The sequence below is a fragment of the Streptococcus sp. 1621 genome (genome assembly GCF_013276615.1).
GTDB lineage: Bacteria > Bacillota > Bacilli > Lactobacillales > Streptococcaceae > Streptococcus.
Genome location: NZ_VMLJ01000011.1, coordinates 27,339 through 40,226, shown reverse-complemented (window position 1 = coordinate 40,226; position 12,888 = coordinate 27,339). Strand labels below are relative to the sequence as shown.

Sequence of the window (12,888 nt, the reverse complement as noted above, 5' to 3'; positions counted from 1 at the left end):
GATAGTTTGTGTAAAATGCTACTATCTGAAGGAAAATTTTATTTTATTTTTACAGACTGACTAAAAGGAGACACAATGGCAGACCGAGGCTTACTAATCGTTTTTTCTGGTCCTTCAGGGGTTGGAAAAGGAACGGTTAGAAGAGAGATTTTTGAGAGTTCTGAAAACCAATTTCAATACTCTGTATCGATGACGACACGCGCACAACGTCCTGGAGAAGTGGACGGTGTTGACTATTTCTTCCGTACTCGTGAAGAGTTTGAAGAGCTGATTCGTCAAGGACAGATGTTGGAATACGCAGAATATGTCGGCAACTACTATGGAACTCCTCTGACCTATGTCAATGAAACCTTGGACAAGGGAATCGATGTTTTCCTTGAAATTGAGGTTCAGGGCGCTCTTCAGGTCAAGAAAAAGGTTCCAGATGCTGTCTTTATCTTCCTGACACCACCAGATTTGGATGAATTGCAAGATCGTTTGGTAGGACGTGGAACAGACAGTGCAGAAGTAATTGCTCAGCGAATCGAAAAAGCCAAGGAAGAAATTGCCCTCATGCGTGAGTATGATTATGCGATCGTCAACGATCAGGTGCCCCTAGCTGCTGAGCGTGTCAAACGTGTGATCGAAGCAGAACACTTCCGTGTGGATCGTGTCATTGGTCACTATCAGGAGATGTTACCAAAATCTCCAACTACTCGATAAAATTTAGAAAATAGGTACAAGTAAATGATGTTAAAACCCTCTATTGATACCTTGCTCGACAAGGTTCCTTCAAAATATTCACTCGTAATCTTGGAAGCAAAACGTGCCCACGAATTGGAAGCAGGTGCGCCAGCAACTCAAGGTTTCAAGTCTGAAAAATCAACTCTTCGCGCTTTAGAAGAAATCGAATCAGGAAACGTTACAATTCACCCAGATCCAGAAGGAAAACGTGAAGCAGTGCGTCGCCGTATCGAAGAAGAAAAACGCCGCAAAGAAGAAGAAGAAAAGAAAATCAAAGAGCAAATCGCTAAAGAAAAAGAAGATGGTGAAAAGATTTAAGGTTGGGGGGACTCAATCTTATTTTTTCTATTGCAAGAATGTACTGACAAGGAGGAGGTGAGAAGATGACCCTAGCTAAGATTATCGTAGATGTGCCCTTGATGCAGACGGACCAGCCCTATAGTTACAGAATTCCTGAGGAATTTGAGGGAATGTTGGAAGTTGGAATGCGGGTACATGTGCCTTTTGGTAAGGGGAATCGCCTGATTCAAGGAATTGTTCTTGGTTTGAAGTCTCAATCAGAAGGAGAAGAGATAGAGCAAGATTTAAAAGATATTGCCGAGGTGCTGGATTTTTCTCCTGTTCTCACGCAAGAACAACTCTGGCTGGCTGAGGAGTTACGCAAGTCCGTCTTCTCTTACAAGATCTCCATCCTCAAGGCTATGTTACCGGGATTTCTGAACTCTAGCTATGACAAGATTCTCTATCCTATGGCAGGTCTGAGTCAGGAAGACCGAGAGCGCTTGTTTGGTTCAGAAGATTCGCTTGCCTTTTCTTCTCTGGATTTAGCTAAGCAAGCTGAAATGATGCGTTTGACTAGAAAAGGACTGCTTGGGCTAGAATATCAGGCAATTGATCAAAAGAAGGTCAAGACCCAGTCTTGGTATGAGGTGAATCTTGCTCAATTAGAAGATGTCGAGATTTCTGCACGTGCCAAGAAAAAGTTAGAATTGAGAGATTACTTGCTTTCTCATCCTGAGAGTGCTTCCTTGGCTAGTTTGCTAGAGTTCTATTCGAGGGACCAAGTTAACTTCTTTGTGGAACAAGGTGCTGTGACCATAGTTCAAAAGGAAGTTCAACGTTCGGCTGCTTATTTTGAAGGCATTGAGGCAAGTCAGCCTTTGGAGTTGAATCCAGAGCAAAGACAGGCGCGTGATGCAGTTGTCAGTGCGATTGGCAGTCATCAGCCTCCCTTCCTCCTTCAAGGGATTACAGGAAGTGGGAAGACCGAGGTTTACTTACAAATAATCCAAGGAGCCTTGGACAAGGGCAAAACAGCTATTTTGCTGGTGCCTGAGATTTCCTTGACTCCGCAAATGACAGAGCGTTTTATTGCACGTTTTGGAGGCAAGGTAGCCATTCTTCACTCAGGCCTATCCAATGGTGAAAAGTATGACGAATGGCGCAAGGTGGAACGCGGCGATGCCCAAGTTGTAGTTGGTGCCAGATCGGCCATCTTTGCTCCGCTGAAAAATCTAGGTGTTATGATTATCGATGAGGAGCATGAAGCGACTTATAAGCAGGACAGCAATCCCCGTTACCATGCCAGAGAGGTGGCTATTTTACGGGCCCAGTATAATCAAGCGGCTCTGGTGCTTGGGTCTGCAACTCCTAGTCTGGAAAGCCGTGCGCGAGCTGGGAAAGGTGTCTATCAACACTTACGTCTGACCCAGCGAGCCAATCCTTTAGCTACCATTCCTGAGGTTCAAGTGATTGATTTTCGAGACTATATCGGACAAAACGAGACGTCAAATTTTACGCCCCCTTTGCTAGAAGCTATTCAAGACCGTCTGGCTAAAAAAGAACAGGTGGTTCTCATGCTCAATCGCCGTGGTTATTCTAGTTTTGTCATGTGTCGAGAGTGTGGGACGGTGGATACGTGTCCCAACTGTGACATTTCCCTCACCCTGCACATGGATACCAAGACCATGAACTGCCATTATTGTGGCTTTTCAAAGGACATTCCTCAGGTCTGTCCTAACTGTAAGAGTCGCAGTATTCGTTACTATGGAACAGGAACTCAGAAGGCTTATGACGAGCTGGCAGAACTCTTTCCACAGGCACGCATTCTGCGCATGGATGTGGATACGACTCGCAAGAAAGGGAGTCATCAAGCTCTGCTTGATCAGTTTGGTCGAGGAGAAGCAGATATTTTACTAGGTACTCAGATGATTGCCAAGGGATTGGATTTTCCCAATGTGACACTAGTAGGAGTTCTTAATGCAGATACAGCCTTGAATTTGCCTGATTTCCGTTCTTCTGAAAGAACCTTCCAGCTCCTGACTCAGGTGGCAGGCCGTGCAGGTCGAGCTGAAAAAGCTGGTCAGGTCTTAATCCAGTCTTATAATCCTCAGCACTATGCTATTCGATTTGCCAAGGATCAGGACTACGAAGGTTTTTATGCCTATGAAATGGGTATCAGACGACAACTTGGTTATCCACCTTACTATTTTACCATTGGCATTACCCTTTCTCACAAGAAAGAAGAAGAGGTGGTCAAACGTGCTTATGAAGTGATGAACATTTTGCGGTCAGGTTTGTCTGAAACCAGTAAGATTCTCGGGCCGACGCCAAAACCCATTGCTCGTACCCACAACCTCTATCATTACCAGATTTTAATTAAATACCGTTTAGAAGATGAGCTGGGGCCGACTCTAAATCAGGTTCTGGCCTTGACTCAAGAACGGGAAAATAGTGAGCTCCGTCTCAGCATTGACCATGAGCCACAGCAATTTTTATAAGAAGGAGAAGATATGACAAAATTAATCTTTATGGGGACACCCGACTTTTCAGCAACAGTTTTAAAAGGGCTTTTGACAGATGACCGTTACGAAATTCTAGCCGTTGTGACCCAGCCAGACCGTGCTGTCGGACGTAAAAAAGTGATTAAGGAAACCCCAGTTAAACAAGCTGCCAAAGAGGCAGGACTTCCTATCTACCAACCTGAAAAACTATCTGGAAGTCCAGAGATGGAAACTATTATGCAGCTAGGAGCAGATGGAATTGTGACTGCTGCTTTTGGGCAGTTTCTCCCAAGTAAACTCCTTGATAGCATGCACTTTGCGGTCAATGTTCACGCCTCCCTTCTTCCAAAACACCGAGGTGGTGCGCCTATCCATTACGCCTTGATTCAAGGGGATGAGGAAGCTGGCGTGACCATTATGGAAATGGTTAAGGAAATGGATGCAGGGGATATGATTTCTCGTCGCAGTATTCCTATCACAGATGAGGACAATGTTGGAACCTTGTTTGAGAAATTAGCTCTTGTTGGTCGTGACTTGCTTTTGGATACTTTGCCTGCCTACATTGCTGGGGAAATCAAACCGGAACCGCAGGATCCGAGTCAGGTTACCTTCTCTCCAAATATCAAGCCAGAGGAAGAAAAACTGGACTGGAACAAAACCAATCGTCAACTCTTTAACCAAATCCGAGGCATGAACCCCTGGCCTGTTGCCCATACTTTCCTTAAGGGTGACCGCTTTAAGATTTATGAAGCCCTACCAGTAGAAGGTCAGGGAAATCCAGGAGAGATTCTCTCTATCGGCAAGAAAGAATTGATTGTCGCAACGGCAGAAGGGGCTCTATCCCTCAAACAAGTTCAGCCTGCTGGTAAACCTAAGATGGACATCGCTTCCTTCCTCAACGGAGTTGGACGGACATTGACTGTAGGAGAACGATTTGGTGACTAAAGTAGAAACGGCTAGAAGTTTAGCCCTAGCAGTATTAGAGGATGTTTTTATCAATCAAGCATACTCAAATATCGCCTTAAATAAACACCTCAAGGGGAGTCAGCTCTCTGCAGCAGACAAGGGCTTGGTAACCGAGTTGGTCTATGGAACGATAACCCGTAAACTGACTCTGGAATGGTACCTATCCCACTTTATCGAAGACAGAGACCAGTTAGACAGCTGGCTTTATGTCCTGCTTCTCATGAGTGCCTACCAGCTTCGCTATTTGGATAAGATTCCAGACCATGCTGTGGTCAATGAAGCAGTAGAATTGGCCAAAGTCCGTAAAAAAGGCAGTGAAAAATTGGTCAATGCCCTCCTTCGTCGTATCTTGCGTGAAGGCTGGCCAGATATTGCTAGCATCAAGCGAAAAAACAAGCGTGATTCCATTGCCTATTCTCTCCCGGTTTGGCTAGTTGCCAAGCTCAAGGAAGAATACGGAGAAGAGCGAGCACAAGCTATTTTTGAAAGCCTTTTGGTGCGAAACAAGGCCAGTATTCGTGTAACAGACCTAAGTCGAAAAGAGGAAATCCAAGCCTTGTTGGAGGCTAGTGATTCGTCCTTGTCTTCTTCTGGTCTGGTTAAGGAGCAGGGGCATTTTGCAGGCCATGATTTGTTTTCAGAAGGGGCTATAACCATCCAAGACGAATCCAGTCAATTGGTTGCTCCGACGCTTGATTTAAAAGGTGATGAACGAGTGCTTGATGCCTGTGCGGCTCCGGGTGGAAAAACAGCCCATATAGCCTCTTATCTCACGATAGGTCAGGTCACTGCTCTGGACTTGTACGACCACAAGTTGGATTTAATCCAAGAAAATGCCCAACGTTTAGGAGTTGCAGATCGGGTTCAAAGGCAAAAATTAGATGCCAGAAAGGTGCATGAGTTTTTTGGTCAGAATTCCTTTGATAAGATTTTGGTGGATGCTCCTTGTTCAGGAATCGGTCTTTTGCGCCGAAAACCAGACATCAAATACAATAAAGAAACGGCAGATTTCGCGTCATTACAGGAAATTCAGCTAGAAATATTAGGTAGTGTTTGTCAAACACTAGGCAAAGGTGGTATAATAACTTATAGTACCTGTACTATTGTCTCAGAGGAGAATTTTCAAGTCGTTGAAGCGTTTTTAGAAAGTCATCCTGAGTTCGAGCAGGTAAAGCTAGAACATGAATGTAAGGATATCATGAAAGACGGCTGTATCCTCATTACACCTGAATTGTATGGAAGTGATGGATTCTTCATCAGTCAATTTCGCAAGATATCGGATTAGGAAGGAACTGACACATGGAAATTTCATTATTAACAGATGTTGGTCAGAAACGGACAAATAACCAAGACTATGTCAACCACTATGTCAATAGAGCTGGACGTACCATGATTATTTTAGCTGATGGGATGGGAGGTCATCGCGCAGGGAATATCGCTAGTGAAATGGCGGTAACAGACCTAGGTATAGCTTGGGTCGATACCCAAATCGATACAGTCAATGAAGTGCGTGAATGGTTCGCCCATTACCTAGAAATTGAAAATCAAAAGATTCACCAGCTTGGTCAGGATGAAGCTTACAGAGGCATGGGAACTACTTTGGAAGTCCTTGCTATTATTGATAATCAGGCTATCTATGCTCATATTGGTGATTCGCGTATCGGCTTGATTCGTGGAGAAGAATACCATCAGTTGACGAGCGACCATTCTTTGGTTAATGAATTGCTCAAGGCTGGTCAATTGACACCAGAAGAGGCAGAAGCTCATCCGCAAAAAAATATTATCACCCAGTCTATTGGGCAAAAAGATGAAATTCAGCCTGATTTTGGGACAGTTATCCTTGAGTCAGGTGACTATCTCTTGCTCAATAGTGACGGCTTGACCAACATGATTTCAGGCAGTGAGATTCGTGATATTGTAACCAGTGATATTCCTTTAGCAGATAAAACGGAGACACTTGTTCGTTTTGCTAACAATGCAGGAGGTTTAGACAACATTACGGTTGCCCTTGTTTCTATGAACGAGGAGGATGCAGAATGATCCAAATCGGCAAGATTTTTGCCGGACGCTATCGGATTGTCAAACAGATTGGTCGAGGAGGTATGGCGGATGTCTACCTAGCCAAAGACTTAATCTTAGATGGGGAAGAAGTGGCAGTGAAGGTTCTGAGAACCAACTACCAGACAGACCCGATAGCTGTAGCTCGTTTTCAGCGTGAAGCGAGAGCTATGGCAGATTTAGACCATCCTCATATCGTTCGGATAACAGATATTGGTGAGGAAGACGGTCAACAGTATCTTGCAATGGAGTATGTTGCTGGACTTGACCTTAAACGCTATATCAAGGAACACTATCCTCTTTCTAATGAAGAAGCCGTCCGTATCATGGGACAAATTCTTCTCGCCATGCGCTTGGCCCATACCAGAGGAATTGTTCACAGGGACTTGAAACCTCAAAACATCCTCTTGACACCAGATGGGACTGTCAAGGTTACAGACTTTGGGATTGCAGTAGCCTTTGCTGAGACGAGTCTGACTCAGACTAACTCGATGCTGGGTTCGGTGCATTACTTGTCCCCAGAGCAGGCGCGTGGTTCAAAGGCGACTGTACAAAGTGATATCTATGCCATGGGGATTATTTTCTATGAGATGCTGACAGGTCATATTCCTTACGATGGGGATAGTGCAGTGACCATCGCCCTCCAGCATTTCCAGAAACCACTGCCATCGGTTATAGCTGAAAATCCATCTGTGCCTCAGGCTTTGGAGAATGTTGTTATCAAGGCAACTGCTAAGAAATTGACAGATCGCTACAAATCAGTAGCTGAAATGTATGTGGACTTGTCTAGTAGTTTGTCTTATAATCGTCGTAATGAACCAAAGCTGGTCTTTGACGATGCGACTAAGGCGGACACCAAGACTCTACCAAAAGTATCCCAGAGTACCTTGACATCTATTCCTAAGGTTCAAGCGCAGACAGAACACAAACCAATCAAAAAAACAAGTCAGGCTGTGACAGAGGAAGCTTACCAACCACAAGCACCGAAAAAACGTAGATTTAAGATGCGTTACCTGATTTTTTTGACCAGCCTTGTATTGGTGGCAGCTTCTCTTATTTGGATACTATCCAGAACTCCTGCAACCATTGCCATTCCAAATGTGGCAGGTCAGACAGTTGCGGAAGCCAAGGAAACGCTCAAGAAAGCCAATTTTGAGATCGGCGAGGAGAAGTCAGAGGCTAGTGAAAAGGTGGAAGAAGGGCGGATTATCCGTACAGATCCTGGCGCTGGAACTGGTCGAAAAGAAGGAACGAAAATCAATTTGGTTGTCTCATCAGGCAAACAATCCTTCCAAATTAGTAATTATGTCGGTCGGAAATCTTCTGATGTTATCGCGGAATTAAAAGAGAAAAAAGTTCCAGATAATTTGATTAAAATTGAGGAAGAAGAGTCCAAGGAGAGTGAGGCTGGAACGGTCATGAAGCAAAGTCTACCAGAAGGTACGACCTATGACTTGAGCAAGGCAACTCAAATCGTCTTGACAGTAGCTAAAAAAGCTACGACGATTCAATTAGGGAACTATATTGGACGGAACTCTACAGAAGTAATCTCAGAACTCAAGCAGAAGAAGGTTCCTGAGAATTTGATTAAGATAGAGGAAGAAGAGTCCAGCGAAAGCGAACCAGGAACGATTATGAAACAAAGTCCAGGTGCAGGTGTTCCTTATGATTTGAGTAAACCTACTCAAATCGTCTTGACAGTAGCTAAAAAAGTTACAAGTGTTGCCATGCCGAGTTACATTGGTTCCAGCTTGGAGTTTACTAAGAATAATTTGATTCAAATTGTTGGGATTAAGGAAGCCAATATAGAAGTGGTAGAAGTGACGACAGCGCCTGCAGGTAGTGCAGAAGGCATGGTTGTTGAACAAAGTCCTAGAGCAGGTGAAAAGGTAGACCTCAATAAGACAAGGGTCAAGATTTCAATCTACAAACCTAAAACAAGTTCAGCTACTCCTTAAAATCAGATGGATAATCAAAATAAGTAATCAATCTTTGTCATGATTTCGTGGCAAAGATTTTTTTTGAGTCCGGATTTGTGATAGAATAGAGGGAGTTGATAAAAGGAGGCAAGCATGGAAGAATCAAAAGAATTAAATGCCGTTATTGATGTGATTATGCTAGCGGGGACTATTCTCCTTAAAAGTGGTTCAGAGATTCATCGCGTAGAAGACACCATGATTCGGATTGCGCATTCGCAGGGGATTGTGGATTGCAATGTCCTTGCCATGCCTGCTGCTATCTTTTTCTCTATTGAAAATACCAATATTTCGCGCATGAAGCGCGTGACCTCCTCTTCTTATAACATCGAAAAAGTCTGCGATGTCAACCAGATTTCTCGTCAGCTGGTTGGGGGGCAGATTGATTTAGAAACAGCCTTTAAGCAATTGACGGCCTTGCAAGCCCAACCCCTTCCCTATACCAAGTTGCAGGTAACTTTAGCTGCGACCTTAAGTGCTCCTTTCTTTTCGGTTATGTTTAGTGGAAATATCTACGACGCACTTGGGGCAGGAGTGGCGACCTTATTTGGTTTTGCCTTTTCCCTCTATGTGGAGAAGTTTATCCGAATTCCTTTTGTAACAGCCTTTGCTGGGGCCTTCGTCTTTGGAATGATTGCCCAGTTTTGGGCTCGCTACACAGGCTTTCCTTCAACGGCAGACTTGATTATAGCTGGTGCGGTCATGCCGTTTGTTCCAGGAATTGCCTTGACCAATGCGGTCCGTGATATTATGACCAACCACATAAACTCTGGTATGAGCAAGATGTTTGAATCCCTGCTCATTACCCTTGCTTTAGGGGCGGGAACTTCTGTCGCCTTGGTATTGATGAACTAATATGACACTAACAACCTTTTTATTACAAGCAGTGGCAAGTCTTCTTGCTATTATCACTTTTTTAATCGTACTCAATGTGCAACGCTCTATGCTCTTACCTGGAGGGATTTTGGGCATGGCTGTCTGGCTAATCTATCTCTTGCTCAAGGAACCGACCAATGTTATTGTGGCTACCTTCATTGCGGCCATTATCGGTTCATGTGTCAGCCAGATTTTGAGTATTCTTTATAAGACACCTGCAGTGGTCTTTATCTTGGCCATCTTGGCTCCTCTGGTTCCGGGTTATCTCTCCTATCGGACAACTGCCTTTTTTGTGACAGGGGACTATAATAAAGCGCTGGCAAGTGCAACATTAGTTGTTATGCTGGCTCTGGTCATTTCCATTGGAATGGCTAGCGGAACAGTGATTCTCAGACTGTATCATTATATAAAAACACATCGAGTATCGTAGATTTTACAGAAATAAAAGAATTTTCTGAAAAATAAGATAAATATAGTGACAAGGCTTTCTATATGTGCTATTCTCTATATAGAAAGGAGGAAAAATCATGAAAAAATCACTATTTTCCTTATTATCTGTAAGTCTACTGACCTTGCTGGTTATCCCAGTCATGGCTTCTAGTTCGGGTTCAGAGTTTCAAAGTGGATGGCAAGAGAATCAGTTGATTGCTGAGAAGGTTAGTAAAACACTTGATAAGGCATTTGATAAGGATGTCAGAGAAATTCCGACCAGTCAGTTTTATCAAGAATTTGTAGATGAGATGGGAAGAACTTACTCAGGAAATTTAATCCTCCAGGAACTGATAACTGAGAATGGGGCTTATAAAGCTACTTATGTTGGTGAACTCTATAGCAACTAATCATTCTTTAAAATTATGACCAATAAGAGGCTTGATTTGGTGAATCAAGTCTTTTTTCTCTCTTTTATTGCCATTTGTGATAAAATAGTACTGAACGATTTTTTACATGAATGATAAAACAGAGGTAAATATGACAATCGGTATTGATAAGATTGGTTTTGCGACCAGTCAATATGTCTTGAAATTACAAGACTTAGCAGAAGCGAGGGGCATTGACCCTGAAAAATTAAGTAAAGGACTCTTACTCGAGGAATTGAGTATTGCGCCCTTAACTGAGGATATCGTGACCTTGGCGGCCAGTGCAAGTGACTCTATTTTAACTGAGCAAGAAAGACAAGAAATTGATATGGTCATTGTGGCTACCGAGTCAGGAATTGACCAGAGTAAGGCTGCGGCCGTCTTTGTACATGGCTTGCTGGGCATTCAGCCCTTTGCTCGTAGTTTCGAGATTAAAGAAGCCTGCTATGGAGCGACAGCTGCCCTTCATTATGCCAAATTGCATGTGGAAAATTCTCCACAGTCCAAGGTCTTGGTCATTGCCAGTGATATTGCCAAGTATGGTATTGAAACTCCAGGAGAACCCACTCAGGGTGCTGGCAGTGTGGCCATGTTGATTACACAAAATCCACGCATGATGGCTTTTAATAATGACAATGTGGCTCAGACTCGTGACATCATGGATTTCTGGCGTCCAAATTACTCGACAACTCCTTATGTAAATGGTGTTTATTCTACCCAACAATATTTGGATAGTTTGAAAACGACTTGGCTTGAATACCAAAAACGCTACCAGCTTACTTTGGATGATTTTGCAGCTGTTTGCTTCCACTTGCCTTACCCTAAATTAGCACTCAAAGGCTTAAAAAAAATCATGGATAAGAGCCTGCCTCAAGAGAAAAAGGACCTCTTGCAAAAGCACTTTGACCAGTCTATTCTCTACAGTCAAAAAGTGGGGAATATCTACACAGGTTCACTTTTCCTTGGACTTTTGTCTCTCTTGGAAAATACAGATAGCTTGAAGGCTGGGGATAAAATCGCCCTTTATAGTTATGGAAGCGGGGCTGTAGCTGAGTTCTTTAGTGGTGAATTGGTTGAAGGATACGAAGCTTATCTGGATAAAGACCGTTTGAATAAGCTCAACCAACGAACTGCCCTGTCTGTTGTTGACTATGAAAAAGTCTTCTTTGAGGAAGTAGACTTAGATGAGACAAATTCTGCCCAGTTTGCTGGCTATGAAAATCAAGATTTTGCCTTGATTGAAATTGTTGACCACCAACGCCGTTATAGCAAGGTTGAAAAATAATGAAGATAAGTTGGAATGGATTTTCTAAAAAATCATACCAAGAGCGCCTCGAGCTGTTAAAAGCTCAGGCGCTCCTTAGTCCTGAGAGACAAGCGAGTTTGGAGCAGGATGAACAGATGAGTGTGACTGTGGCAGACCAGCTGAGTGAGAATGTGGTGGGAACTTTTTCTTTACCTTATTCGATGGTTCCAGAGATCCTCGTCAATGGTCAGGAATACACAGTTCCCTATGTGACAGAAGAACCGTCCGTGGTTGCTGCGGCCAGCTATGCCAGTAAAATCATCAAGCGAGCAGGTGGTTTTACTGCACAAGTCCATCAGCGCCAGATGATTGGGCAGGTAGCCCTTTATCAAGTTGCTGATCCTGAACAAGCCCAAGAGAAAATTGCCAGAAAGAAGGCTGAACTCTTGGAGCTTGCCAATCAAGCCTATCCTTCTATCGTCAAACGTGGGGGTGGGGCGCGTGATTTACATGTAGAACAGATAAAAGGCGAAACAGACTTCCTTGTTGTTTATCTCCATGTTGATACCCAAGAAGCCATGGGAGCCAATATGCTCAACACCATGCTGGAAGCCTTGAAACCAGTCTTAGAAGAACTCAGCCAGGGACAGAGTCTTATGGGAATCCTGTCTAATTACGCGACCGATTCTCTGGTGACAGCAAGCTGTCGCATCGCCTTTCGTTACTTGAGCCGCCAAAAAGATCAAGGACGAGACATTGCGGAGAAAATTGCTTTGGCTAGTCAGTTTGCGCAAGCTGATCCTTACCGAGCTGCTACCCACAATAAAGGAATTTTTAACGGTATTGATGCCATTTTAATTGCTACTGGTAATGACTGGCGTGCCATCGAAGCCGGGGCTCATGCCTTTGCCAGTCGAGATGGACATTACCAAGGTCTTAGTCAATGGACGCTGGACCTTGAAAGAGAAGAATTGGTCGGTGAGATGACCCTGCCCATGCCTGTGGCGACCAAGGGTGGCTCTATCGGTCTCAACCCTCGTGTAGCCCTCAGTCATGAACTACTGGGAAATTCTTCTGCCAAAGAATTAGCCCAGCTTATCGTGTCTATTGGGCTTGCCCAAAATTTTGCGGCCCTGAAAGCCTTGGTGAGTACAGGGATTCAGCAAGGCCACATGAAATTGCAGGCTAAATCCTTGGCACTTCTCGCAGGTGCTAGTGAATCTGAGGTAGCTCCCCTAGTCGAGCGCCTTATAGCAGAGAAAACCTTTAACTTAGAGACAGCCCAGCGTTATTTAGAAAATTTAAGATCATAAAAAACTCAGACAGATCGGTCTGAGTTTTCTTGTGCTTATACTCTTCGAAAATCTCTTCAAACCACGTCAGCTTCGCCTTGCCGTAGATAT

At 43.9% G+C, this 12,888-nt stretch carries 12 protein-coding genes; all 12 read left to right on the top strand.

The window, feature by feature from the left end; all coding sequences use genetic code 11:
- Positions 1-75 precede the first annotated feature (75 nt).
- The 12 genes from gmk to HT697_RS02305 all read left to right on the top strand — a co-directional run bounded on the left by gmk (position 76) and on the right by HT697_RS02305 (position 12,798).
- Positions 76-702 (top strand): guanylate kinase, encoded by a 627-nt coding sequence (gene gmk, locus HT697_RS02360; RefSeq protein ID WP_000775041.1) that lies wholly within the window; start codon positions 76-78, stop codon positions 700-702.
- A gap of 24 nt (positions 703-726) precedes the next feature.
- Positions 727-1,041 carry a DNA-directed RNA polymerase subunit omega gene (rpoZ, locus tag HT697_RS02355; protein ID WP_000979235.1) on the top strand — a complete coding sequence of 105 codons (315 nt, stop codon included), beginning with the start codon at positions 727-729 and terminating at the stop codon, positions 1,039-1,041.
- A gap of 65 nt (positions 1,042-1,106) precedes the next feature.
- A complete protein-coding gene (locus tag HT697_RS02350) occupies positions 1,107-3,503 on the top strand; it encodes a primosomal protein N' (RefSeq protein WP_173219906.1) in 2,397 nt (798 codons plus the stop codon).
- A gap of 12 nt (positions 3,504-3,515) precedes the next feature.
- A complete protein-coding gene (fmt, locus tag HT697_RS02345) occupies positions 3,516-4,451 on the top strand; it encodes a methionyl-tRNA formyltransferase (RefSeq protein ID WP_173219903.1) in 936 nt (311 codons plus the stop codon).
- On the top strand, positions 4,444-5,757 hold the full coding sequence (rsmB, locus tag HT697_RS02340; protein ID WP_173219900.1) for a 16S rRNA (cytosine(967)-C(5))-methyltransferase RsmB: 1,314 nt from the start codon (positions 4,444-4,446) through the stop codon (positions 5,755-5,757). The genes fmt and rsmB overlap by 8 nt, the downstream gene beginning before the upstream one ends.
- A gap of 14 nt (positions 5,758-5,771) precedes the next feature.
- Positions 5,772-6,512, top strand: a complete 741-nt coding sequence (locus HT697_RS02335; RefSeq protein WP_000406237.1) for a Stp1/IreP family PP2C-type Ser/Thr phosphatase — start codon at positions 5,772-5,774, stop codon at positions 6,510-6,512.
- Entirely contained in the window at positions 6,509-8,488 is a 1,980-nt protein-coding gene (gene stkP / locus HT697_RS02330; protein WP_173219897.1) for a serine/threonine-protein kinase StkP, read from the top strand. Before HT697_RS02335 ends, stkP begins: the two co-directional genes overlap by 4 nt.
- Positions 8,489-8,602: 114 nt before the next feature.
- Positions 8,603-9,361, top strand: coding sequence for a threonine/serine exporter family protein (locus tag HT697_RS02325; protein WP_023943605.1), 759 nt, complete (start codon positions 8,603-8,605; stop codon positions 9,359-9,361).
- Position 9,362: 1 nt separating this feature from the next.
- A complete protein-coding gene (locus HT697_RS02320) occupies positions 9,363-9,812 on the top strand; it encodes a threonine/serine exporter family protein (RefSeq protein WP_057487161.1) in 450 nt (149 codons plus the stop codon).
- Between the two features lie 160 nt (positions 9,813-9,972).
- Positions 9,973-10,221: a hypothetical protein gene (locus tag HT697_RS02315; RefSeq protein WP_166732304.1), complete on the top strand. Its 249-nt coding sequence runs from the start codon at positions 9,973-9,975 to the stop codon at positions 10,219-10,221.
- Between the two features lie 130 nt (positions 10,222-10,351).
- Positions 10,352-11,524 (top strand): hydroxymethylglutaryl-CoA synthase, encoded by a 1,173-nt coding sequence (locus HT697_RS02310; protein ID WP_166732301.1) that lies wholly within the window; start codon positions 10,352-10,354, stop codon positions 11,522-11,524.
- Positions 11,524-12,798, top strand: coding sequence for a hydroxymethylglutaryl-CoA reductase, degradative (locus tag HT697_RS02305; protein ID WP_173219894.1), 1,275 nt, complete (start codon positions 11,524-11,526; stop codon positions 12,796-12,798). The genes HT697_RS02310 and HT697_RS02305 overlap by 1 nt, the downstream gene beginning before the upstream one ends.
- Positions 12,799-12,888 lie beyond the last annotated feature (90 nt).